This is a genomic window from Duganella phyllosphaerae, from assembly GCF_001758785.1.
In the GTDB taxonomy this organism is placed as follows: domain Bacteria; phylum Pseudomonadota; class Gammaproteobacteria; order Burkholderiales; family Burkholderiaceae_D; genus Rugamonas; species Rugamonas phyllosphaerae.
In genome coordinates, this window is the sequence record NZ_LROM01000054.1 from 25325 (window position 1) to 48026 (window position 22702).

The window sequence follows — 22702 nt, forward strand, 5'->3', positions numbered from 1 at the left end:
TACGTAGCAAGCAGTAATCAAGAGACTTATATGACGAGAAAAAAAATCCTGGGGTCGCATGTCAAACGCCTGATGTCGGGCGTGTCCGACCACGGGCGCAAGCATCTGACCGAGGTTGAAACCGACCTGATCCAGACCCGGCTGCTGCTGGAGGAAGCGATCGAGAAGCTTTCTTTCAACTTCATGGCCATTCACCAGGCGGTGGCGGGCGAGCAGCCCACCATCCAGAAGCTGCTCGACGGCGCCGACATCACGCCCGAACAGCGCACCCAGCTCGAAGCGCTGCCGGGCCAGGTGGGCGGCTACGTCAACGCGGCCGTGGTCAGCCTGCAATTCCAGGACATGACCAGCCAGCTGATCGACCGCACCCTGAAACGGGTGACCGGCCTGCGCGAGTTTCTCGGCACGCTGGGCGAACACGGCGCCGAGATGGTGCCCGAGAGCGACAACGAACAAATCGTCGAATTGCTCGGCAAGGTGAGCATGGCGCTGGCGATCCAGAGCCTGGAGTTGCGCAGCGTGCTGCGCAAGGCCGTACATCAGCAACACATGGAGAGCGGCGACATCGAACTGTTCTGAAGGCATACCTTCGAACACCGCCGATACGATAGCAACAGCCGGAGCTCCGGCAACATAAAGTGAGAACCAAGATGGCCAAGACAATACTTGCAGTTGATGATTCCAGTTCCCAGCGTCAGATGGTGGCCTTCAGCCTGAAGGCAGCCGGCTACGACGTGGTCGAAGCCGTGGACGGCATGGACGGCCTGGAAAAAGCCAAGCTGCAACAAGTCGACATGGTGTTGACCGACCAGAACATGCCGCGCATGGATGGCCTGGAACTGATCAAGCTGCTGCGCCAGCTGCCCAGCTACGCCAAGACCCCGATCCTGATGCTGACCACCGAGTCGTCGGAAGAGATGAAGAACAAGGGCCGCGCTGCCGGCGCCAACGGCTGGCTGGTCAAGCCGTTCGATCCGCAGCGGCTCAACGAGGTGGTGAAGAAAGTCATCGGCTGATCGGGCGCATGCAATGATGCTGAGCGAACTTTACGGAGTATCACCATGACCATCGATATAAGCCAGTTTTTCCAGGTCTTTTTCGATGAGGCCGAGGAACTGCTGGCTGAAATGGAAAGGTTGTTGCTGGCCGTCGATATCGATGCCCCCGACGCCGAGGATCTCAACGCCGTCTTCCGCACTGCCCACTCTGTCAAGGGCGGCGCCTCCACGTTCGGCGTGACCGACATGACCGAAGTGACGCACATCCTGGAGACCCTGCTCGACCGTATCCGCAAGGGCGAAATGGCGCTGACGTCCGAACACGTCGATGCGTTTTTGGCCGCCAAGGACATCCTAAAGATGCAGCTGGACGGCCATCGCCATGGCAGTGAAGTGGACCAGGACGCGGTGGGCAATATCCGCATGGTGCTGCACTCGCTGACGGAAAACGTGCCGGTGGCGGCGCTGGCCCCGGTGGCCGTGGCGTCGTTCGGCGCGGCCGATACCCAGGTGGTCGACCACAGCGGCGGCCGCCGCTACCGCCTGGAGCTGCCGGTGATGGATCACCGCGAAGTGACCGCGCTGGGCGCCGAGCTTGGCTTGATGGGCCACGTGTCGATCACGCCGCTCGACCGCGACCGCAACGCCATGGTAGTGACCACCCACGAGAGCCTGGACGACATCATCGCCATCTGCTCGTTCGTGCTCAACCCGGAAGACATGATCGTCACCGAGCTGCCGGCGCTTGACGCCGCCCAGCAGCAGCTGGAAGACGCGGCCCGCAACAAGGTCGAGAGCGATCTCGGTTACGGCTTCTTCGACGCCGTGCCGCTGCATCCTGACAATGACGCTGCAAGCAGTGGCGCCGGGGAAGGCTACGGTTTCTTCCAGCCGCTCGATGAAATCCGCGCCAATGCGCAGTCCGCCAGCGACGATGCGCGCGGCTACGGTTTCTTCCAGCCGCTGGAACAGATCCGCGCGGCCGCCGGCATCGTCAGCGATCCGGTGACGGTGCAGGAAGAAGAGAAAAAGGCTGCCAAGAAGGAAGAGAAAGAAAAGGAAAAATCCCACGCCGGCGCCGAATCGTCGTCGATCCGCGTCTCGATCGAAAAAGTGGACCAGCTGATCAACCTGGTGGGCGAGCTGGTGATCACGCAGGCCATGATCGAGCAGCGCGTCGATACGCTCGACCCGATGAAGCACGAGCGGCTGCTCAACAGTGTCAGCCAGCTGACCCGCAACACCCGCGATTTGCAGGAAGCGGTGATGTCGATCCGCATGATGCCGATGGACTTCGTGTTCTCGCGCTTTCCGCGCATGGTGCGCGACCTGGCGGCCAAGCTCGGTAAAAAAGTCGACTTCATCACCAACGGCGCTGCCACCGAACTGGACAAGGGCCTGATCGAGCGCATCGTCGATCCTTTGACGCACCTGGTGCGCAACTCGATCGACCACGGCATCGAAATGCCGGCTGCGCGCCGCGCCGCTGGCAAGAGCGACGCCGGCCGCCTGTTCCTGTCGGCGTCGCACCAGGGCGGCAACATCGTCATCGAAGTGTCCGATGATGGCGGCGGCTTGAACCGTGAACGGATCCTGGCCAAGGCCCAGCAGAACGGCCTGGCCGTGAGCGACAGCATGACCGACCCGGAAGTGTGGCAACTGATCTTCGCGCCCGGTTTTTCCACGGCCGAAACCGTCACCGACGTGTCGGGCCGCGGCGTGGGCATGGACGTGGTGAAACGAAACATCACCGCCATGGGCGGCGTGGTCGATATCCGTTCGGCCAAGGGTTTCGGCACTACGATCTCGATCTCGTTGCCATTGACGCTGGCGATTTTGGACGGCATGTCGATCAAGGTGGGCGAGGAGGTGTACATCCTGCCGCTGGGCTTCGTGATCGAATCGCTGCAGCCGACGCCGGAAGACGTGAAAGAAATCAGCGGCAAGGGCCGCGTGATCAAGGTGCGCGGCGAGTACCTGCCGCTGGTGCCGCTGTACCAGATGTTCGACATCACCCCGCGCTTTACCGACCCCAGCCAGGGCATCGTGGTCATCATCGAAACCGAGGGCCGCAAGGCCGGGCTGTTCATCGACGACCTGGTGGGCCAGCAGCAGGTGGTGGTCAAGAACCTGGAATCGAATTACCGCAAGGTGGCCGGCATTTCCGGCGCCACCATCCTGGGTGACGGCGGCGTCTCCCTGATTCTCGACGTTGCCGCCCTGATACGCTCGTCGCGCCAGTTGGCCGATGAACAGATTTTTTCGTAGAGAGGAATTACCATGTCCGACGCATTGACCACAGGCGCGAACGAGATCGCCGGCCACGAATACCTGGCCTTCAAGCTGGGCTCGGAAGAGTACGGCATCGACATTTTGAAGGTGCAGGAAATTCGCGGCTACGAAGCCGTCACCCGTATCGCCAACGCGCCCGAGTTCATCAAGGGCGTGATCAACCTGCGCGGCATCATCATCCCGGTGGTGGACATGCGCATCAAGTTCAATCTCGGTGAACCGATCTACGACCAGTTCACCGTGGTGATCATTCTGAACATCAACGGCCGCATCGTCGGCATGGTGGTCGATTCGGTGTCCGACGTGACCACGCTCACGCCGGAACAGGTGAAGCCCGCGCCCGAGATGGGCACCGCCTTCAGCTCCGACTACATGATCGGCCTGGGCACCATCGATGAGCGCATGCTGATCCTGGTAAATATCGACAAATTGATGCTGAGCTCAGACATGGGCTTGATGGAACAAGTGGCGGCCTAAACCCAGCCCCAAAGCGGTACGCGTCCCTGCCCGCGGCGCGCCCCACAGAGGGTGCGCCAGAAGAACACCTATCACCACCGCGTGGACGTCTCCGGTGGGTAAAACACTGCAGTAACGGGGGAACAGAGATGAATTTACGCGATGTCACGATCGGCACGCGCTTGCGTGTCGGCTTTGGGGCCATCCTGGCCATCCTGGTGGTGATGGTCTTGCTGACCAACTACCTGAACTACAACAACAGCAAGCGCCTGGAAAACGGTCTCACCGTCGCCAGCGCCAAGAACCTGCAAGCGAGCATCATGAAAAGTGCGATGCTCGAGACCGGCATCGCCATGCGCAATATTGGCCTGCAATCGGACGTCAGCCTGATGCAGAAAGAAGAGCAAAAGGTCAAGGATCAGCGCGCGCTGTACGAAAAGGCGCTGGCCGACCTGAAAACCCTTGGTTTATCGGGCGAAGAGCAGGGCGTGCTGGCCGAGATCAGCAAGCTCGACGGCCAGACCGACAGCGCCTTCAAGGAAGCGCTGGCGCAAATCCTGGCGTTCAACACCGAAGGCGCGGCCAAGATCCTGTCGGGCCGGATCGACCCGCTGAACCAGCAAACGCTCGGCCAAATCAATAAACTGGTCAACCTGCAGCTGGCCAGCTCGAACCAGGTCATCGGCAGCTCGGAAGGCGCCGTGCGCTCGCTGATGTATCTGCTGTTTGGCCTCGGCGCCGCAGCGGTTGCCCTGGGCGTGGTGTGCGCGGTGGTGATCACCCGCTCGATCACGGTGCCGCTGGCCGGCGCGGTGGTGGTGGCGCAGCGCGTGGCGTCCGGCGAACTGACCACGGAAGTTGTCGTGGTGGGCCGCGACGAAACCAGCGAACTGTTGCAGGCGCTGCGCGACATGAACCAGAGCCTGGCCACCACGGTAGGCGAGGTGCGTGCCGGCTCCGAACTGATCACCACGGCCGCGCATGAAATTGCCGCCGGCAATGCCGACCTGTCTGCCCGTACCGAAACCCAGGCCAGCTCGCTGGAAGAAACCGCGTCGTCGATGGAAGAGCTGACGTCCACCGTCAAGCAGAACGCCGACAATGCGCGCCAGGCCAACCAACTTGCGGTTTCGGCCTCTTCGGTGGCGGAGAAGGGCGGCAACGTGGTCTCGCAAGTGGTCTCCACCATGGGCTCGATCAAGGAAAGCTCGAGCCGCATCGTCGACATCATCGGCGTGATCGACGGCATCGCCTTCCAGACCAATATCCTGGCCTTGAATGCGGCCGTGGAAGCGGCGCGTGCCGGCGAGCAGGGCCGTGGCTTTGCGGTGGTGGCCTCCGAGGTGCGCAACCTGGCGCAGCGTTCGGCCGGCGCTGCGCGCGAGATCAAGGAACTGATCAGCGACTCGGTGGACAAGGTCGATGCCGGCAGCCGCCTCGTCGATGAAGCGGGCCAGACCATGGACCTGGTGGTGACCTCGATCCGCCAGGTAGCCGACATCATGGGCGAGATCACCGCCGCCACCCAGGAGCAAAGCAACGGCATCGAGGAGGTCAACCAGGCCATCAGCCAGATGGACGAGATGACCCAGCAAAACGCCGCACTGGTGGAAGAGGCCGCCGCCGCTGCCCAGAGCATGACGGAGCAGGCCGAGATCCTGGGGCGTGCGGTCAGCATCTTCAAGCTGGCCAGCGATGGCGGCCACAGGGCTGCGCCGGCTGCTGCGCCCCGTGTGGCAACGGTGGCCGCTGCCAGCAGGCCTGCCGCCAAGCCGGCGGCGCGCCTGGCTGCCGCTGCCAAGCCTGCTGCTGCTGCTGCCGAGGTTGCACCAAAGGCTGTGTCCAAGGCCGCACCCAAGAGTACACCGAAACCCATCGCCAAGCCGCAGGCTGACGAATGGGAAGAGTTTTGAACTACGCATTGATGCAACATCCAAGGACACACCATGCCGCACAGTAAAGATACCGTTAAAGAGTTCGATTTCAATGCCCGGGACTTCGAGCGCGTGCGCGGCCTGATCTATAAACGCGCCGGCATCTCGCTGGCCGACAGCAAGCAGGAAATGGTGTACAGCCGCCTGGCGCGACGCCTGCGCGCCACCGGTATTGCATCGTTCGCCAAGTACCTCGACGACCTCGAAGCCGGCCGCCTGGGCGAGGAGTGGGAGGCATTCACCAATGCGCTCACCACCAATCTGACGTCGTTCTTCCGCGAGGCGCACCACTTCCCGCTGCTGGCCGACCATATCAAGGGCAAGCGCGACACCTTGAACATCTGGTGCTCGGCCGCGTCCACCGGCGAGGAACCGTATTCGATCGCCATGACCGTGTGCGAGGCGTTCAACACGCTCACGCCCAACTGCAACATCATCGCCACCGACATCGACACCAACGTGCTGGCCCACGCCGCCAACGGCGTGTATACGATGGACCGGCTCGACAAGATGAGCCCTGAGCGCAGCCGCCGCTTTTTCCTGAAAGGCAAGGGCGAGCGCGAAGGCCAGGCCCGCGTGCGCCAGGAGCTGCGCAACATGATTACTTTCAAGCCGCTCAATCTGCTGGCCGACAGCTGGCCGGTAAGCGGCCAGTTCGACGTGATTTTTTGCCGCAACGTCATGATCTATTTCGACAAGGACACCCAGCGCAAGATCCTGTCGCGGTTCGTGCCGTTGATGAAGCCGGACGCGCTGCTGTTCGCGGGTCATTCCGAGAATTTCCTGTACGTGTCCGATGCGCTCAAGCTGCGCGGCAAGACGGTGTACGAGCTCGACGAAAAAAACCGGACCGCGGCCAAGGCGCCGCACCGCACCTAGAGAGCTGCCATGGACCTCGAACAATTTGCCACGAATCTGTACTACGACCGCACCTTCGATTGCGAAGCGGCCAAGATCCTGCCGGGCGAATACTATTTCACCAACAAGGACATGCTGATCGTGACCGTGCTGGGTTCGTGCGTATCGGCCTGCATCCGCGACCGCGTGACCGGCCTGGGCGGCATGAACCACTTCATGCTGCCCGACGGCGGCGGCGACGGCAGCCCGGTCTCGGCCTCGGCGCGCTACGGCACGTACGCAATGGAAATCCTGATCAACGACCTGCTCAAGGCCGGCGCCAAGCGCGAGAACCTGGAGGCGAAAGTCTTCGGCGGCGGCGCCGTGCTGAAAGGTTTTACGGCGATCAACGTCGGCGAACGCAATGCCGCCTTCGTGCTCAGCTTCCTGAAGACCGAACGCATCCGCGTGGTGGCCGAGGACCTGAACGACATCCATCCGCGCAAGGTGTACTTCTTCCCGCGTACCGGCAAGGTGCTGGTGAAAAAGCTGATGCAAACCCATAACGATACGCTGGTCAAGCGCGAAGTGGAGTACGCGAGCCGCCTGAAGAAAGCACCGGTCGGTGGCGAAATCGATTTGTTTTAATTTGTAGAAAGCACACGTATGAAGATCAAAGTTCTCATCGTCGACGACTCCGCGCTGATCCGCAGTGTCATGAGCGAGATCATCAACAGCCAACCCGACATGGAAGTGGTGGCGACGGCGCCCGACCCGCTGGTCGCGCGCGAGCTGATCAAGCAGCACAACCCGGACGTGCTCACGCTCGACGTCGAGATGCCGAAGATGGACGGCCTCGACTTCCTGGAAAAGCTGATGCGCCTGCGGCCGATGCCGGTCGTGATGGTGTCGTCGCTGACCGAGCGTGGCTCCGAGATCACCATGCGCGCGCTGGAACTGGGCGCGGTCGATTTTGTCACCAAGCCGAAGATCTCGATCCAGGCCGGCATGCGCGAATATACCGACCTGATCTCCGACAAGATCCGTGCAGCCGCCAAGGCCCGCGTGCGTGCGCGCACGCTGCCGACAGCCGGCACCGCCCAGGGCAGCGTGCCGCTCTCAGCGCTACGCAACCCGCTGCTGTCGTCGGAAAAACTGATCATCGTGGGCGCCTCCACCGGCGGCACCGAAGCGATCCGCGAATTTTTGATGCAGATGCCGTCGGACTGCCCCGGCATCCTGATCACCCAGCACATGCCCGAAGGTTTTACCCGCTCGTTTGCCAAGCGGCTCGACTCGCTGTGCAAGATCTCTGTGCAGGAAGCGCAGGGTAACGAACGGGTGCTGCCGGGCCACGCCTACATCGCGCCCGGCCACTCGCACCTGTACCTGACCCGCAGCGGCGCCAACTACATGACCAAAATCGACCAGGCCGAACCGGTCAACCGCCACCGGCCCTCGGTGGACGTGCTGTTCCGCTCGGCGGCGCAGGCGGCCGGCAAGAATGCGGTGGGCGTGATCCTGACCGGCATGGGCAAGGACGGCGCGGCCGGCATGCTGGAGATGAGGAATGCCGGCGCGTATAATTTCGCCCAGGACGAAGCCAGCTGCGTGGTGTTCGGCATGCCGCGCGAAGCGATTGCCATCGGCGCCGCGCACGAGGTCGGTGCGCTGACGGCGCTGCCGGGCATGGTACTAGGTTATCTTGCGCAGCACGGCATGCGCGCATTGCGGGTCTAAGGGGTCTAAAAGGTGTAAATGTGGTTGCAGTGACGTTTTACTGCGACTTTGTTCGCCTTGGAGCAACGAAAATGCTATCCTACAACTTGCTTGGAATTCGTAGGCAATATTAACAACCGCGTAAAGAAACAACGGAGTAATTCATGGCTGATCCAAAGATGAAATTTTTAGTTGTTGACGATTTTTCGACGATGCGTCGCATCGTCCGAAATCTGTTGAAAGAACTGGGTTATGCCAATGTCGACGAGGCGGAAGACGGCGTCATGGCGCTGGCCAAGCTGCGCGCCGAGTCGTTCGACTTCGTCGTCTCGGACTGGAACATGCCGAACATGGACGGCCTGACGATGTTGCAAAACATTCGTGCCGACCCCGCCCTGGCCAAGCTGCCGGTGCTGATGGTGACCGCCGAAGCCAAGAAGGAAAACATCATCGCCGCCGCGCAAGCCGGCGCCAATGGTTACGTGGTCAAGCCGTTCACCGCCGCCACCCTGGACGAAAAACTGAACAAGATTTTCGAAAAGCTGGGCGCGTAATACTTCGGTAGTCGGGCCCGTCCCGACTACGCTCGACATCCTGCCCACGGACGGTCATGCACCACACCCATTTCCTGGTTCGCGAGCCGTTGCTCGACCCGCAGCAGCGGGTGGTCGGGTATGAGTTGTCCTGGCAACAGCCGCAACATGCGGCCACTGGCAGCGCCTCCCCGGCGCCTGCGCTGGAGTCCCTGCTGGCGTTTGTCGCCAACCACGTGATCGGTGGCGACGACGGCGAGTCCTGGCTCCTGCTCGATAAAATACTGTTCCTCGAAGCCGTGCCCGAGATGCTCTCGGCCGACGCCCTGCATCGAATGCCGCCGTCGCGCACGGTGCTGTCGCTGCCGGCCGCCACCCTGGACCATCCCGACACCCTGCAAGCGGTGCACGCATTGCGCGCCGGCGGCGTGGGCATCTTGCTGCGCAACTTTGCCCGCGCCCCGGCCGGCCTGCGCCTGGCGTCGCTGGCGTCGTTCGTGGAAGTACGGTTCAGTAGCGCGAACGTGGCCACGCAGGCGCGCGCGTATGCGGCACTCAAGCAGTCGGGGCTGACCATGGTAGCGCGCCCGGTGAGCAACTGGGCCGACTTCGACGCCTGCGCCGCACTGGGCCTGAACGCCTTCGTCGGCAAGCTGCACCTGACGCCGCGGCCGGGCACGACCACGCGCGGCGTCAACCCGGCCCAGGCCATCATCCTGCAACTGATGCAACTGGTGAAGGAAAACGCCGACCTGGCCCAGATCGAGGCCGTGCTCAAGCGCGATCCCACGCTGTCGTACAAGCTGTTGCGATTTATTAATTCGTCCGGCTTCGGGGCGGGGCGCGAGGTGCAGTCGATGCGCCAGGCCCTGACCCTGCTCGGCTATGCGCCGCTGCACCGCTGGCTGACGTTGTTGCTGGCAACGGCCAGCACCAGCGGCTACTCGCCGGTGCTGCTGGAAACGGCGGTGGTGCGCGGCCGCCTGGCCGAACTGCTGGCGCGCGATACGCTGGGCAGGAGCGAGGCCGAACAGGTATTCGTGGCCGGCATGTTTTCGCTGCTGGACCGTTTGCTGGGCATGACGATGGAAGAGGTGCTGGGCGCGATCCAGTTGCCGGACGAAGTGATCGAGGCACTGCTGACCCGCAGCGGGCGCTACGGGCCGTACCTGGCGCTGGCCGAGGCGTGCGAGCTGAACTCGGACCTGGTGGCGGCGCTGGCGATTTCACTCAAGCTGAGCCCGGAAGAAATCAACCAGGCCCACTTGCAGGCGCTGGCGTGGGCGCAGCAGATGGCGGCTTGAATTTTACGCTGGTTCAAATTTCCAGGTTATCGATCAACCGCGTACCACCAAGTTTGGCCGCCGCCAGCACCACCAGCGGCGCGCCCTGCGCCAGGTCGCCGGCGGTTGGCGGCTGCAAGTCGATACGCTTGCGGATCGACACGTAATCGGGCTGCCAGCCGCGTTGCGCCAGGTTTTCCATCGCCTTGTGCTCGACCTCGAACACGTCCAGGTGACCGGCGCGAACTTCCTCAGCGACAAAATTCAGGGTCTGGAACAGCACCGGCGCTTCGGCTCGCTCGGTCTGCGACAGGTACATATTGCGCGACGACAGCGCCAGGCCATCCTCGGCGCGATAGGTTTCCGCGCCGATGATCTCGGTCGGCAGCGCGAACTGGCGGCTCATGTTGCGCACCATCATCAACTGCTGGTAATCCTTCTTGCCGAACACGGCCACCTTCGGCTGCACGCACGAAAACAGTTTCAGCACGATGGTGGTGACACCGGTGAAGAAGCCGGGACGGAACTCGCCCTCGAGCGTATTGCCCAGGTCGGACGGCGGGTTGACGCGGAATTCCTGGGGCTCCGGGTACAAGTCCTTCTCGGTCGGCGCGAACAGCACGTACACGCCTTCCTTTTCCAGTTTTTCCACGTCGGCCTGGAAGGTGCGCGGGTATTTGTCGAAGTCTTCGTTGGGGCCGAACTGCAGGCGGTTGACGAAGATGGACGCGACCACCGGATCGCCATGCTTGCGCGCCAGTCGCATCAGCGACAGGTGGCCCTCGTGCAGGTTGCCCATGGTGGGAACAAAGGCGGTGCGCAGTTGACCGCTGAGCTGATCGCGCAATTCTTCAATGGTGGTGATGATTTTCATGGGTGATTTCTGTAAACATTTCAGGCTGGCGAGTAGGCCAGCCGGACATAGATCGGTGCGAACGGTTCGGCCTGGGTGATTTCGATCAGCGTTTCCTTGGCCAGCTCGAGCAGGGCGACAAAATTGACCACCACCACCGGTACGCCGCCAGCGACGTCGAACAGGTCGGCAAACTCGACGAAGCGTGTCGATTGCAGACGCCGCAGAATACCCGTCATGTGCTCGCGCACCGACAGTTCCTCGCGGCTGATCTTGTGGTGCTGGGTCAGTCGTGCACGCTTCATCACGTCGAGCCAGGCCTGCTGCAAATCGACCGGCGCCACGTCGGGCAGCACGGTCACCAGGCTTTGCTCGATATGGATCTGGGTGCGCACGAAGTCGCGGTCGAGCTGCGGCAGGGCGTTCAGGTCGAACGCGGCCAGCTTGATCTGCTCGTAATCGAGCAGGCGCCGCACCAGCTCCGCGCGCGGATCGTCCGCTTCGATATCGAGGTCGCTCTGGCGCTGCGGCAGCAGCATGCGCGACTTGATCTCGATCAGCATGGCAGCCATCAGCAGGTACTCGGCCGCCAGTTCCAGGTTGGACTTGCGGATCTGGTCCACGTACTTCAGGTATTGCAGCGTGAGCTGCGCCATCGGTATGTCGAGAATATTAAAATTCTGCTTGCGGATCAGGTACAGCAGCAAGTCGAGCGGACCTTCGAACGCGTCGAGGAACACTTCCAGCGCATCGGGCGGAATATACAGGTCGTTGGGCAGCTTGAGCAGCGGCTCGCCGTACAGGCGCGCGAAACCGGACGCATCGACGGTCGCCTCTGCCTCGGCGCCTGCCGGCGTCCCCGGCGTCACCGGTATGACATCGGCCGCTGGTTCTGGCAACATGCCTGCCGCCCGGGTGTGATCAGAGCTTGTTCTGGTACACGTAGGCTTGCTGTTTGACGGCCGACTTCAGCTGGCGTTCCTGCTCGTCGAGCGAGATCGGCGGGCGGTCCCACAGCAGGGCGCGGCCTTGCTGCTGACCGGCTTCGATCGCCGGATTCTTCGCTTTCAACTCTTTGATGAACAGGGTGTGGTCGGATTCGTACATCGAATGTTGTTTAGAGAGTTTCATATCGTCCGTATGAGTGGATTAGCAACGGCTATTTTACCGCGCCAGCGCCTTGCCGGGCGAATTTGATCGCTGCGCCGGGCGGCGGTTGGCACGATGGGTTAAGCTCCCCGCATAAAAGTTGCCAATCTATAACCCTGATAAAGCCATGACCGTGCGCCTGACCTCCCGCGCCATCTTCCTGCTGACCTTGCCACCCTTGCCATGGGCCGGCAACGCCATCGTCGGCCGACTGGTGCACCATATGGTGCCGCAGGTGCTGCTCAACCTGCTGCGCTGGACGATTGCAGGCTTGATCTTGCTGTTCCGCATCTTTACCACGGCGCGGCGTTCGCGTTGATCGTGGCCGGTACCATGGTGTCGGCGCGGCGCTGACACTCGTGCCGGTAAGCGTACGCTAAGAGTACGGAACGCGCACGAAGCCGCGCCGGTTGCCCGGGGCGGCTTCGTCACGATGGAGTGCGATCGCTGTTTAGCGAACCATCGGGCGTGCGTTGGCGCGCTGGCAATCGGCTTTTGCCAGGCGGTTATCGTGTTTGCCGGCGTTGGCAGCCGTTTGCGAAGGCGAGGAGGTGGCAACGGCGCCGTCAACGCAGTTCACATCGGCGTTGTACTGGGCCGAGGCCATTTTGGCGTCCTGGCGGGTCTGGTAGCGTTGTTGCGGATCGGTCTGGGTGGCAGCGTGGCTCGGCAGGGTGGGGTGCAGCTCACCGGTGGTGGAGGCAGCCTGGACCGACGTGGTGCTGATCGGTGCCGCTTCTTGCGGGCTCAGCTGGTTAGGCGTCAGCGCCGAGTTTTGCGCAAACACGCTGGCGCTCATGCACAGGGTGGCGATCAGTGCGGTCATCTTGGCGGTAGTCTTGGTGTTCATGTCGGCTCCTCTTGTTGCGTTGAATGAGGCTTGATTATTCCATCTCCTTCCGAGTTCAACCGTAGGACTCACGCTCATGACAACGTCGGACGACGCGGCGCCGGATTGCCGTCCTGGTCCCATTAAAACCAAGTGTCGGTGACGACACGCAACGGTGATATGACGTACCAGCCCCACCCATGCGGTACCACGCAACTGGGGTCGGACCCTGATCAGGGTCCGACCCCAGCCTTGGCCGAGCGGGGTTCGGCCCACCACGCTTACGGGCAGTTACCGACCTTGTAGAAGCCCTGGGCAGTCTGGGCCAGCGTGCTGCGGAAGTACAGGCTCGACAGTCCCATCAGGTCGTTCGAACCGTTGGCATAGGCCACGCCGTACTTGACGGTGGCGCGGCCCGCCTGCACGTGGGCGTAGTTGCTGGCCGTGACCGCAGTGCAGGTCCAGCCGCCGTTGCCGGCGGTGGTGGTCACCGCCAGGGCCGCCGACTGCGCGCTCTCGCCGCCATTGCCCACCGAGGTCACCGTGATGGTGTAGGCGGTGTTGGCGGTCAGGCCGCTGACGGTGTAGGCGGTGCCGGCTACCGGCTCGGTCGTCACGCGGGCGCCGTTGACGTACACCTGGTAGCCGGTGGCAGCGCCGGCGGCGGTCCACGTCAGTGGCACGGCGGTGTCGGTGACCGCGCCGGCGGTGATGCCGGTCGGTGGCGTCAGCGCCGGCTCGCTACCGACCGAGAACTGCGCAATGTTGCAGGCAGCCGAAGTGCGGTTGGCGGTGTCGGTGGCGGTCACGGTGCCGCTGTAGTTGCCGGCGGCCAGGTTGTAGGTCTTGTTGAAGTTGGCGCCGGCGCCGGCGGCGTTGTCGTTGACGGCGGTGGGGCCGTTCAGCACGACCGTGTAGTTCTTGACGTCGCCGGTGGCTGCGCCGCTAACGGTGGCGCTGGTGGTGCTGATGCCGGCCGCCGTGCACGATTTCATTTCCGGTCCGACGCTGGTGCCCACGCGCAGGTTGTTCTTGTACCAGAAATCCATCACGAAGGCAGGGTAGTTGACCTTGGTGTTGTCCACGAAGTTGACGTTCTGGCCGCCAGGGCCGGCCGGCCACGAGTGGCCCATGCCGGCGACCGTGATTTCGTGGGTGCGCACCTTGCCGTTGCTGTCACGGTAAGGAATGTTGGTGCCGCCGCCAGGCACGGTTTCCGCCGCGCTCGGGGTGAACGAACTGCCGTAGACGATGCGCATCGCTTCCGTTGCCAGCGGACCGTACTTCTGGTCCACCGTGTAGTCGAACGTGCCCCAGATGGCGCCGGCGATCTGCGTGCTGAACTTGTCGGCAGCGCTGCCGGCCATGGCCTTGCAGCGCGAGGCTGCGGTGCTGGCGGTGTAGCCGGAGGGCACGCCGCCGATCTGGATGGTCGTGGTGCCCGGGGTCGGGCCGGCATTGATGCCCAAGCCGGCAAACACGTCCGGCGCCAGGCAACCCATCACCATGGTTTCGCCGCCGCCCGACGACAGGCCGGTGACGTACACCTGGTTCGGATCGATCTGGTACTGCGGATCCTTGACGAAGCGGTCCACCACGTCGAGCAGCACCTTGTCGTGGCCGGACGCGCGGGTATGGCTGGTGTTGGCGTAGTCCCAGCAATGGAGGTAATAGACATTGCCGGTGGCGTTGGGCGCCACGATGACGGCGCCGTACTGGTCGCCCATGGCCGACCAGTTGTAGCCGCCGTCGTTGCCGTTGACGACGTCGCCGGCAGCGGTTTGCTTGCAGCCGTGCAGGACCAGCACCAGCGCCCGCTTGCCACCAATCTTGGGTTCGCTTGCTGGCCAGTAGAAGAAGCCGGTGAGGTTGCCGCCGTTGACGCTGTCGGCGGCCCAGGTTTGTTGCGCGCTCCACTTGCCGGGGCCCGGGGTTGCGCTCCACGAGGGCCAGGCCCAGCATAGAAGGATTAAGACGAGCGCGTGCCACAGCGTGCGCTGGATCTGGTGAGTCATGATGGTCTCCGTTATAAAAAGAATGGTGTGCTAACCCAGCCAAAAAATGAATGGCTGAGGAAATATTAGTCCACGAGAATTTTCATACAAGCTCCCCCGTAGTTCTACTGTTGCGTGCGTGATTGGCGCGACTCAACAAAATGCTGTAAAGGAGAAATTGAAAGCGCGCCTTATAAAATAAGGCGGTCTGAGCAGTTGGCGCATCGGAAGGACCTGATTTGGCGCCGGCGGAGTCTGGTTGAGTCAGACGTTGTGGTTATGCTGCTGAGTGCGCTTGGATCGCAAGTCGTCACCTCAATTTCGCGTTCGGCGCCACCTTTGGAGTGGCGTCGGCGAGCAGTATTTCACAAGTTTTTTCTGGAATAAGTAGGAGTATTACTCGTCCGCGAGTGGGAACGATGCCAACCGCCCATGGCGGGCGGTTGGCGAGGAGGCGGGGAATCAGCGGATGCGCATACCAGGTTCCGCACCTGGCCATGGAGTGAGGATGTAGATGCCAGGGTTGGCTTTTTCGTCCTTGGCCGATCCGGCCAATACCATGCCTTCGGAGACGCCGAACTTCATCTTGCGCGGCGCCAGGTTGGCGACCATGACGGTCAGCTTGCCCACCAGGTCTTCCGGCTGGTACATCGATTTGATGCCCGAGAAGACGTTGCGCAGGCGGCCTTCGCCCACGTCGAGCGTGAGGCGCAGCAGCTTGTCGGAGCCTTCCACGTGTTCGCAGTTGACGATTTTTGCCACGCGCAGGTCGATCTTGACGAAGTCGTCGATCGAGATTTGCGGCGCCAGTTCTTCCACGCCTTCGGGCATCGGCACCACCGGCGCAGGCGCAGCTGCAGCCTGGGCGGCCTGCTTGGCTGGCTTGGCCGGTTTTTCAACCGGGGCCGCTGCTTGCTGGTTCGGTGCATCGAACAGCTCTTCGATCATCTTGGCGTCCACGCGCGTCATCAGGTGCGTGTAGGCGCCGATGGTGCGGCCGAGCATCGCTTGCGAGACAGCGCCATTGGCGACCATGGTGTCGGCCCACACCAGCTGGCCGTCACCCAGGAACTTGGCCACGTTGGCCGCCACGCCTGGCAGCACTGGCGAGAGCAGGATGGTGAGCTGGCGGAACAGGATCAGCGCGGCCGTGCACACGTCGTGCAGTTCGGCGGTTTTGGCGTCGTCCTTGGCCAGGATCCACGGCTTGTTTTCGTCGACGTACTGGTTGGTGATGTCGGCGATTTCCATGATCTCGCGCAGCGCCTTGCCGTATTCGCGGGCCTCGAAATTGGCGGCGATATTGGCTTGCCGTTCCACGCCTTCGGGCGTGACCAGCGCGCGCTTGATCCATTCCTGCGCGCCCGGCGACAGGGTTTCGGCCAGCTTGCCGTCGAACTTCTTGGCGATGAAACCGGCGCAGCGGCTGGCGATGTTGACGAACTTGCCGATCAGGTCGCTGTTCACGCGGGCGACGAAATCGTCACCGGTGAAGTCCAGGTCTTCGACCTTGGAATTGAGCTTGAAGGCGATGTAGTAGCGCAGCCACTCCGGGTTCATGCCCAGGTTCAGGTAGCGCAGCGGCGAGATGCCGGTGCCGCGCGACTTCGACATTTTTTCGTTGTTGACGGTCAGGTGGCCGTGCACATTGACCTTCAGCTTGTCGATCACCGGGTGGCCGGCAAACTTGAGCATGGCAGGCCAGAACAGCAGGTGGAACGAGACGATGTCCTTGCCGATGAAGTGGATCTGTTCGGTGGCAGGATCATTGAGCAGGCCATTGAAATCGATGCCCTGTTTTTCGCAGTAGTTCTTCAGGCTGGCCAGGTAGCCTACCGGCGCGTCGAGCCAGACGTAGAAGAATTTGCCCGGTGCGTCGGGAATCGGGATGCCGAAGTACGGTGCATCGCGCGAGATGTCCCAGTCGGCCAGCTTTTCGCCGGACTCGCCCAGCCATTCGCTGACCTTGTTGACCATTTCGGGCTGCAGGCGGCCGGGCGTGTTGAGCCAGTCCTTGAGGAACTGGTAGCAGCGCGGGTCGGACAGCTTGAAGAAATACTGTTCCGAATCCTTGAGCACCGGCGTAGCGTTGGTAAACACCGAGAATGGGTTGATCAGTTCGGTAGGCTGGTAGGCTGCACCGCACACTTCGCAGTTGTCGCCGTACTGGTCTTTCGCGTGGCATACCGGGCACTCGCCCTTGATGTTGCGGTCGGCCAGGAACATGCCCTTGACCGGGTCGTAGAAGCGCGGCACGATCTTGGTCTGGATCAGGCCGGCATCGCGCAGCTTGCGGTAGATGCCTTGCGACAGTTCGACGTTTTCCGGCGAATCGGTCGAGTACCAGTTATCGAACGCGATGTGGAAGCCGTCGAGGTACTGGGCGCGGCCGGCGGCGATCTTGGCGACGAATTCCTGCGGCGTGATGCCTTCCTTTTCGGCGGCAATCATGATCGGCGTACCGTGGGTGTCGTCGGCGCCCACGAAGTGCACGATGCGCTGCTGGTCGCCGTCGCGCTGCATTCGCTGGAACCGGACCCAGATGTCGGCCTGGATGTACTCCATCATGTGGCCAATATGGAAAGCGGCGTTTGCGTAGGGCAGGGCAGTGGTGACGAACAGCTTGCGGGTCATGGTTGATGCACTTTGTGGGTGGGAAAACAAGCATTTTAACAGCGGTTCGGGTTGGCGGTCATCCCGCCGGACCGGCGCCCGGGGATTTTTGCCGCGATGCGCTAGAATGGGCGCATATTTCACGGAGAGCCTCATGAGCATCACAGTAGACGCAGTCAAAGCCGCCCTGTCGCAAGTTATTGATCCAAATACAACGAAAGATTTCGTCAGCGGCAAGGCCGTGAAGAATCTGAAGGTTGATAATGGTGATATTTCACTCGACATCGAGCTCGGCTACCCAGCAAAGAGCCAGGTCGACAGCATCCGCCGCAACGTCATCGCCGCCATCAAGGCCCTGCCTGGCGCCGGCAATATCAGCGTCGGCGTGAGTTCCAAGATCATTCCCCACACGGTGCAGCGCGGCTTGAAGCTGATGCCCAATGTGAAGAACATCATCGCCGTTGCCTCGGGCAAGGGCGGCGTGGGTAAATCGACCACCGCCGTCAACCTGGCGCTGGCGCTGGCGGCCGAAGGCGCGTCGGTCGGCCTGCTCGACGCCGACATCTATGGCCCATCGCAGCCGATGATGCTGGGCGTGTCCGGTCGTCCGCAGACGGTCGACGGCAAGTCGATGGAACCGATGGAAAACCACGGCGTGCAGGTATCGTCGATCGGTTTCCTGATCGACCCGGACGAGCCGATGGTCTGGCGCGGCCCGATGGTCACGCAGGCGTTGCAGCAACTGCTGGAACAGACCAACTGGCGCGACCTCGACTACCTGATCGTCGACATGCCGCCGGGTACCGGCGACATTCAGCTGACCCTGTCGCAAAAAGTGCCGGTCACCGGCGCGGTCATCGTCACCACGCCGCAGGACATCGCGCTGCTCGACGCCCGCAAGGGCCTGAAAATGTTCGAGAAGGTCGGCATTCCGATCCTCGGTATCGTGGAAAACATGAGCACCCATATCTGCTCGAACTGCGGCCACGCGGAAGAAATCTTCGGCGCCGGCGGCGGCGAGAAGATGTGCAAGGACTTCAACGTGGACTTCCTCGGCGCGCTGCCGCTGACCATGTCGATCCGCGAGCAGGCCGATTCCGGCAAGCCGACCGTGGTGGCCGACCCTGACGGTCCGGTCGCTGCCATCTATAAAGACATCGCCCGCAAAATCGCGGTGCAGGTGGCGGAGAAGGCCAAGGACATGACCAGCAAGTTCCCGAGCATCGTCATCAAGAACGACTGACGATGACAAGGCTGGCGGCGCCACTCCGCCAGCCTCAGGCAGCGCCTACCACGGCCATGCCACGCTGTTGCCCAGTCCCTGCGCGACCGCCGCACCATACAAATACTCTCCCAGCACCAGGTCCTGCAACGCCAATCCCGTCATATCGAATACCGTCACGTCGTCTGCCGCGCGCGTGAATGCACTGCCGGTCAGCACATTGCCCAGCTCCAGGCACGCGACGTCGTCTGCCCATTGCATCTCTCCCAGCGCCTGCGCCTGCGCGCGATCATCGACCACCACGCGTGAGCGCGCCAGCAAGCCATCGGGCAGCTCGCGCTTGCCGCGCGTATCGGCGCCGACAGCAGTGATGTGCGTGCCGGGCTGAACGGCCTCCATGTTAAATAAAGCGCCGCCGCCCGGCGTCGCAGTGATGATGACGTCGCTGTCGGCCACGGCCGCACCGGCGTCCGGCGCGTGGCTTATGCAGCGCACGCCGGACGGTTCGGGCAAGTCAGGCGCATTGCACAGTACCTCGGCCAGCGCAGCCTCGAACCGGGCATGGGGCTTGCCATCGCGCGAGACGTAGCGCACCGACATCAGCGCGGGCAGGGCGCGCAAGGCTGCTGCCACCTGCGCGCCACGTGGCCCGACTTGATGCCGAACACGCCATCGGCGAGTTTTTCACGGACCACCGGAAACACCCGGCCTTCGCGCTGGCAGTGCAGCGTGAACGCATCGCGCACTGCGGTGAGGGCGAGCTCCGTGGAGAGCAGGGCGGCGATGGCGTCGCGGTCGAGCAGCAGCAATTGGGCGATATCGCGCATGAGGATTTCTCGTTATAAGATAATGTTTGGCAGTTTATCTAAAAATAGATAAAATGTCTTTATTAGATCCAACTGGAGTGTCATCATGTCGTTGAACCTGGAAACCCCGGCGCTGCTGCTGCATGCGCGCATGCAGCAGAACATTGCGCGCATGCAGCAGCGGCTCAGTGCCTTGGGTGTGGCATTTCGTCCGCATGTCAAAACCAGCAAGTGCCTGGAAGTGGCCAGGCGCCAGCTGGCGGCAGGCGCGCAGGGCATCACGGTGTCCACCCTGAAAGAGGCCGAGCAGTTTTTCGAGGCAGGTATCAGTGACATCCTGTATGCGGTAGCCATCGTGCCCAACAAGCTCGATCATGCGCTGCGCCTGCTGCGCGCCGACCTGCGCCTGACGTTACTGGTGGAGTCGGTGGCGATGGCCGAGCACGTCGCCCGTCACGGCGTGCAAAACGGCGTGTGCTACGACGTGCTGATCGAAGTCGATACCGACGGCCACCGCTCCGGCATCGCCCCGGCAGATCCGCTGCTGCTGGACGTGGCCGCAAACTTGCGCGGCGGCGCGCGCTTCAAGGGCGTGATGACGCACGCCGGCAGCTCGTACGACCTGCGCACGCCCGAGGCGCTGGCCGCCATGGCCGAGCAGGAGCGCAGCCGCTGCGTCGATGCGGCCGAGCGGTTGCGCGCGGCCGGCCATGCGTGCGAAGTGGTGAGCGTCGGGTCCACGCCCACCGCGCTGTCGGCCGTTCACCTCGAGGGCGTGACCGAGGTGCGGGCGGGCGTGTACGTGTTCTTCGACCTGGTGATGGCCGGCGTGGGCGTGTGCCGCGTTGGCGACATCGCCTTGTCGGTGTTGTGTACGGTGATTGGCCACCGGCCTGACCAGGGTTGGATCATCACCGACGCCGGCTGGATGGCAATGAGCCGCGACCGTGGCACGCAGAAGCAGGCGCGCGACTACGGCTACGGCATGGTCTGCGACGCGGACTGTAACGCCATCGCGGAACTCGCATTCGATCAGGCCAACCAGGAACACGGCGTGCTGCAATGGACCGGTGCCGAAATCGACCTGGCGGCGCGGTACCCGGTCGGCAGCAGCCTGCGCATCGTGCCCAACCACGCCTGCGCCACCGGCGCCCAGCATCCCTTCTATTATGTCTTGCCGCAGGACGGTGGCGCGCCGCGCAAATGGCAGCGTTTCAGCGGCTGGTGACGGCATTGGGGAAGCAAGGCTGTAAAATAGCGGTCTTTCTACCTCAGCTTTATAGAATCCGATGACCAACGCACCAGCCAAACCAGTCCGCACCCGTTTCGCCCCCAGCCCGACCGGCTATCTCCACCTGGGCGGCGCCCGCACGGCGCTGTACTCGTGGGCCTTTGCCCGCCACTTCGGCGGCACCTTCGTGCTGCGTATCGAAGACACCGACCTGGAACGCTCCACGCCCGAAGCGGTGCAGGCCATCATCGAAGGCATGGAGTGGCTGGGCCTCGGTCACGACGAAGGCCCGTTCTACCAGATGCAGCGCATGGACCGCTACCGCGAAGTGCTGGCGCAAATGCTGGCAGCCGGCACTGCCTACCAGTGCTATTCGTCGCCCGAAGAAGTGGAAGCGATGCGCGAGCGCATGCGCGCCGCCGGCGAAAAGCCGCGCTACGACGGCACCTGGCGCCCGGAGCCGGGCAAGACCCTGCCGGCGATTCCAGCAGGCCGCAAGCCGGTGCTGCGCTTCAAGAATCCGCTCGATGGCGAAGTGACCTGGAACGACTTCGTCAAGGGCTCGATCACCATCGGTAACAAAGAGCTGGACGACCTGGTGATCGCCCGCCCGGACGGCACGCCGACGTATAACTTCTGCGTGGCCATCGACGACCTCGATATGGAAATCAGCCACGTGCTGCGCGGCGACGACCACGTCAACAACACGCCGCGCCAGATCAACATCCTGCGCGCCATCGGCGCACCGCTGCCCGAGTACGGCCACCTGCCGATGATCCTCGGTTCCGACGGCGCCAAAATGTCCAAACGCAAGGACGCCGTCAACGTGATGGACTATCCGGCGCAAGGCTACCTGCCCGAAGCGATCCTGAACTACCTGGCGCGCCTGGGCTGGAGCCATGGCGACGAGGAAGTGTTCTCGATGGCCCAGATGATCGAATGGTTCGACGGCAGCCACCTGTCCAATTCGGCGGCGCAGTTCAACATCGAAAAACTGAACTGGCTCAATAACCACTATATCAAGCAGGCCGACAACGAACGCCTGGCCAGCTTGGCCCGGCCGCGCATGCTCGATAACGGCGCCGAGTTCGATGGCGCGCCGGCGCTGGCAGTGGTGCTGGGCCTGATGAAGGAGCGCACCAACACTATTAACGAGTTGGCCGACGCGTCGATGCTGTTCTTCCGCACGCCGCAACCCGACGCCGCGCTGCTGGCCCAGCACGTGACCGATGCGGTGAAGCCCGCGCTGGCGCAGTTTGCCGAGCGTTGCCAGACGGTGGAGTGGAACAAGGCCGCGCTGGCCGCCATGATCAAGGAAGTGCTGGCGGCGAACGGCCTGAAGATGCCGCAGATGGCGATGCCGCTGCGCCTGTTCCTGACTGGTCAGTTGCAGACGCCGGCGATCGACGCGGTGCTGGAAATCTTCGGTCGCGAGACCGTTGTGGCGCGCGTGGCAAAGTTTCTTTAAATATTAGTAGATTGCAGGGGCAAAGTTGCAAAAGGGTATTTGCATAATACGGCGCCTCTGCTATACTCTTGTCTCTCGCGCAAACGGGGGTATAGCTCAGCTGGGAGAGCGCTTGCATGGCATGCAAGAGGTCAGCGGTTCGATCCCGCTTACCTCCACCACTGCGTAGAGAGCACAGACACTGTCCCCATCGTCTAGAGGCCTAGGACATCACCCTTTCACGGTGAGTACGGGGGTTCGAATCCCCCTGGGGACGCCAGCTTCGCCAAAGTTGGTAGCAGTAAGTAGTCAATGTTTTTGCGCCCGGGGGGGTATAGCTCAGCTGGGAGAGCGCTTGCATGGCATGCAAGAGGTCAGCGGTTCGATCCCGCTTACCTCCACCAACAGCGCAAAGACGAAACGATGTAAACAGTTTTACCGTAGTGCCAAGGTCCCCATCGTCTAGAGGCCTAGGACATCACCCTTTCACGGTGAGTACGGGGGTT

General features: G+C 62.5%; 19 protein-coding genes, 3 tRNA genes and 2 pseudogenes. 17 read left to right on the top strand and 7 right to left on the bottom strand.

The features are described 5' to 3' along the window. The first annotated feature begins 30 nt into the window (after window positions 1-30). From DUPY_RS04955 to DUPY_RS05000, 10 genes are all read left to right on the top strand, one after another. Window positions 31-579 carry a chemotaxis protein gene (locus DUPY_RS04955; RefSeq protein ID WP_070246730.1) on the top strand — a complete coding sequence of 183 codons (549 nt, stop codon included), beginning with the start codon at window positions 31-33 and terminating at the stop codon, window positions 577-579. A gap of 71 nt (window positions 580-650) precedes the next feature. After that, on the top strand, window positions 651-1016 hold the full coding sequence (locus tag DUPY_RS04960; RefSeq protein WP_070246731.1) for a response regulator: 366 nt from the start codon (window positions 651-653) through the stop codon (window positions 1014-1016). 45 nt (window positions 1017-1061) lie between these two features. After that, window positions 1062-3266, top strand: a complete 2205-nt coding sequence (gene cheA, locus DUPY_RS04965) for a chemotaxis protein CheA (protein WP_070246732.1) — start codon at window positions 1062-1064, stop codon at window positions 3264-3266. 12 nt (window positions 3267-3278) lie between these two features. Further along, on the top strand, window positions 3279-3767 hold the full coding sequence (locus DUPY_RS04970) for a chemotaxis protein CheW (protein WP_070246733.1): 489 nt from the start codon (window positions 3279-3281) through the stop codon (window positions 3765-3767). Between the two features lie 128 nt (window positions 3768-3895). Continuing rightward, window positions 3896-5659: a methyl-accepting chemotaxis protein gene (locus tag DUPY_RS04975; RefSeq protein WP_070246734.1), complete on the top strand. Its 1764-nt coding sequence runs from the start codon at window positions 3896-3898 to the stop codon at window positions 5657-5659. 33 nt (window positions 5660-5692) lie between these two features. After that, on the top strand, window positions 5693-6559 hold the full coding sequence (locus DUPY_RS04980) for a CheR family methyltransferase (RefSeq protein WP_070246735.1): 867 nt from the start codon (window positions 5693-5695) through the stop codon (window positions 6557-6559). 9 nt (window positions 6560-6568) lie between these two features. Further along, the gene (gene cheD / locus DUPY_RS04985) at window positions 6569-7165 is read left to right on the top strand and encodes a chemoreceptor glutamine deamidase CheD (RefSeq protein WP_070246736.1); all 597 of its coding nucleotides are present in this window, start codon (window positions 6569-6571) and stop codon (window positions 7163-7165) included. 18 nt (window positions 7166-7183) lie between these two features. Continuing rightward, window positions 7184-8257 carry a protein-glutamate methylesterase/protein-glutamine glutaminase gene (locus DUPY_RS04990; protein ID WP_070246737.1) on the top strand — a complete coding sequence of 358 codons (1074 nt, stop codon included), beginning with the start codon at window positions 7184-7186 and terminating at the stop codon, window positions 8255-8257. A gap of 143 nt (window positions 8258-8400) precedes the next feature. Further along, entirely contained in the window at window positions 8401-8790 is a 390-nt protein-coding gene (gene cheY, locus DUPY_RS04995; protein ID WP_008450066.1) for a chemotaxis response regulator CheY, read from the top strand. A 56-nt stretch (window positions 8791-8846) separates the two neighbouring features. Further along, on the top strand, window positions 8847-10073 hold the full coding sequence (locus DUPY_RS05000) for an EAL and HDOD domain-containing protein (protein ID WP_070246738.1): 1227 nt from the start codon (window positions 8847-8849) through the stop codon (window positions 10071-10073). A 13-nt stretch (window positions 10074-10086) separates the two neighbouring features. On the opposite strand, the gene panC is transcribed toward DUPY_RS05000, so the two are convergent. The 3 genes from panC to DUPY_RS05015 are packed head-to-tail and all read right to left on the bottom strand — an operon-like array spanning window position 10087 to window position 12036. Then, window positions 10087-10926: a pantoate--beta-alanine ligase gene (panC, locus tag DUPY_RS05005; RefSeq protein ID WP_070246739.1), complete on the bottom strand. Its 840-nt coding sequence runs from the start codon at window positions 10924-10926 to the stop codon at window positions 10087-10089. A 20-nt stretch (window positions 10927-10946) separates the two neighbouring features. After that, a complete protein-coding gene (locus DUPY_RS05010) occupies window positions 10947-11807 on the bottom strand; it encodes a segregation and condensation protein A (protein WP_070246740.1) in 861 nt (286 codons plus the stop codon). A gap of 19 nt (window positions 11808-11826) precedes the next feature. After that, window positions 11827-12036, bottom strand: coding sequence for a DUF3460 family protein (locus tag DUPY_RS05015; RefSeq protein ID WP_026636982.1), 210 nt, complete (start codon window positions 12034-12036; stop codon window positions 11827-11829). A gap of 145 nt (window positions 12037-12181) precedes the next feature. Between DUPY_RS05015 and DUPY_RS05020 the strand changes: the two are divergent. Further along, window positions 12182-12337, top strand: a pseudogene (locus DUPY_RS05020) (EamA family transporter); the annotation flags it as partial. A 168-nt stretch (window positions 12338-12505) separates the two neighbouring features. On the opposite strand, the gene DUPY_RS05025 reads toward DUPY_RS05020, so the two are convergent. The 3 genes from DUPY_RS05025 to metG all read right to left on the bottom strand — a co-directional run bounded on the left by DUPY_RS05025 (window position 12506) and on the right by metG (window position 17511). Beyond that, window positions 12506-12904, bottom strand: coding sequence for a hypothetical protein (locus tag DUPY_RS05025; RefSeq protein WP_070246742.1), 399 nt, complete (start codon window positions 12902-12904; stop codon window positions 12506-12508). 260 nt (window positions 12905-13164) lie between these two features. After that, entirely contained in the window at window positions 13165-14898 is a 1734-nt protein-coding gene (locus DUPY_RS05030) for an extracellular catalytic domain type 1 short-chain-length polyhydroxyalkanoate depolymerase (protein WP_070246743.1), read from the bottom strand. A gap of 441 nt (window positions 14899-15339) precedes the next feature. Further along, window positions 15340-17511: a methionine--tRNA ligase gene (gene metG, locus DUPY_RS05035; protein WP_070246744.1), complete on the bottom strand. Its 2172-nt coding sequence runs from the start codon at window positions 17509-17511 to the stop codon at window positions 15340-15342. Between the two features lie 133 nt (window positions 17512-17644). On the opposite strand from metG, the gene apbC reads away from it, so the two are divergent. Then, on the top strand, window positions 17645-18733 hold the full coding sequence (apbC, locus tag DUPY_RS05040; RefSeq protein ID WP_070246745.1) for an iron-sulfur cluster carrier protein ApbC: 1089 nt from the start codon (window positions 17645-17647) through the stop codon (window positions 18731-18733). 45 nt (window positions 18734-18778) lie between these two features. On the opposite strand, the pseudogene DUPY_RS05045 reads toward apbC, so the two are convergent. Continuing rightward, window positions 18779-19539, bottom strand: a pseudogene (locus tag DUPY_RS05045) (ornithine cyclodeaminase family protein). A gap of 85 nt (window positions 19540-19624) precedes the next feature. Between DUPY_RS05045 and DUPY_RS05050 the strand changes: the two are divergent. The 5 genes from DUPY_RS05050 to DUPY_RS05070 all read left to right on the top strand — a co-directional run bounded on the left by DUPY_RS05050 (window position 19625) and on the right by DUPY_RS05070 (window position 22600). Continuing rightward, complete coding sequence (locus DUPY_RS05050) at window positions 19625-20746, top strand: alanine racemase (RefSeq protein WP_070246746.1); 1122 nt, start codon at window positions 19625-19627, stop codon at window positions 20744-20746. A 61-nt stretch (window positions 20747-20807) separates the two neighbouring features. Then, on the top strand, window positions 20808-22217 hold the full coding sequence (gltX, locus tag DUPY_RS05055; RefSeq protein ID WP_070246747.1) for a glutamate--tRNA ligase: 1410 nt from the start codon (window positions 20808-20810) through the stop codon (window positions 22215-22217). An 85-nt stretch (window positions 22218-22302) separates the two neighbouring features. Then, window positions 22303-22378 (top strand) — tRNA-Ala (locus tag DUPY_RS05060). Window positions 22379-22400: 22 nt separating this feature from the next. Beyond that, window positions 22401-22476, top strand: a tRNA-Glu gene (locus DUPY_RS05065). A 48-nt stretch (window positions 22477-22524) separates the two neighbouring features. Continuing rightward, window positions 22525-22600 (top strand) — tRNA-Ala (locus DUPY_RS05070). Window positions 22601-22702 lie beyond the last annotated feature (102 nt).

Coding starts and splice junctions, on each gene's coding strand:
- DUPY_RS04955 (WP_070246730.1), top strand. CDS start 31: ATGACGAGAAAAAAAATCCTGGGGTCGCATGTCAAACGCCTGATGTCG.
- DUPY_RS04960 (WP_070246731.1), top strand. CDS start 651: ATGGCCAAGACAATACTTGCAGTTGATGATTCCAGTTCCCAGCGTCAG.
- cheA (WP_070246732.1), top strand. CDS start 1,062: ATGACCATCGATATAAGCCAGTTTTTCCAGGTCTTTTTCGATGAGGCC.
- DUPY_RS04970 (WP_070246733.1), top strand. CDS start 3,279: ATGTCCGACGCATTGACCACAGGCGCGAACGAGATCGCCGGCCACGAA.
- DUPY_RS04975 (WP_070246734.1), top strand. CDS start 3,896: ATGAATTTACGCGATGTCACGATCGGCACGCGCTTGCGTGTCGGCTTT.
- DUPY_RS04980 (WP_070246735.1), top strand. CDS start 5,693: ATGCCGCACAGTAAAGATACCGTTAAAGAGTTCGATTTCAATGCCCGG.
- cheD (WP_070246736.1), top strand. CDS start 6,569: ATGGACCTCGAACAATTTGCCACGAATCTGTACTACGACCGCACCTTC.
- DUPY_RS04990 (WP_070246737.1), top strand. CDS start 7,184: ATGAAGATCAAAGTTCTCATCGTCGACGACTCCGCGCTGATCCGCAGT.
- cheY (WP_008450066.1), top strand. CDS start 8,401: ATGGCTGATCCAAAGATGAAATTTTTAGTTGTTGACGATTTTTCGACG.
- DUPY_RS05000 (WP_070246738.1), top strand. CDS start 8,847: ATGCACCACACCCATTTCCTGGTTCGCGAGCCGTTGCTCGACCCGCAG.
- panC (WP_070246739.1), bottom strand. CDS start 10,926: ATGAAAATCATCACCACCATTGAAGAATTGCGCGATCAGCTCAGCGGT.
- DUPY_RS05010 (WP_070246740.1), bottom strand. CDS start 11,807: ATGTTGCCAGAACCAGCGGCCGATGTCATACCGGTGACGCCGGGGACG.
- DUPY_RS05015 (WP_026636982.1), bottom strand. CDS start 12,036: ATGAAACTCTCTAAACAACATTCGATGTACGAATCCGACCACACCCTG.
- DUPY_RS05025 (WP_070246742.1), bottom strand. CDS start 12,904: ATGAACACCAAGACTACCGCCAAGATGACCGCACTGATCGCCACCCTG.
- DUPY_RS05030 (WP_070246743.1), bottom strand. CDS start 14,898: ATGACTCACCAGATCCAGCGCACGCTGTGGCACGCGCTCGTCTTAATC.
- metG (WP_070246744.1), bottom strand. CDS start 17,511: ATGACCCGCAAGCTGTTCGTCACCACTGCCCTGCCCTACGCAAACGCC.
- apbC (WP_070246745.1), top strand. CDS start 17,645: ATGAGCATCACAGTAGACGCAGTCAAAGCCGCCCTGTCGCAAGTTATT.
- DUPY_RS05050 (WP_070246746.1), top strand. CDS start 19,625: ATGTCGTTGAACCTGGAAACCCCGGCGCTGCTGCTGCATGCGCGCATG.
- gltX (WP_070246747.1), top strand. CDS start 20,808: ATGACCAACGCACCAGCCAAACCAGTCCGCACCCGTTTCGCCCCCAGC.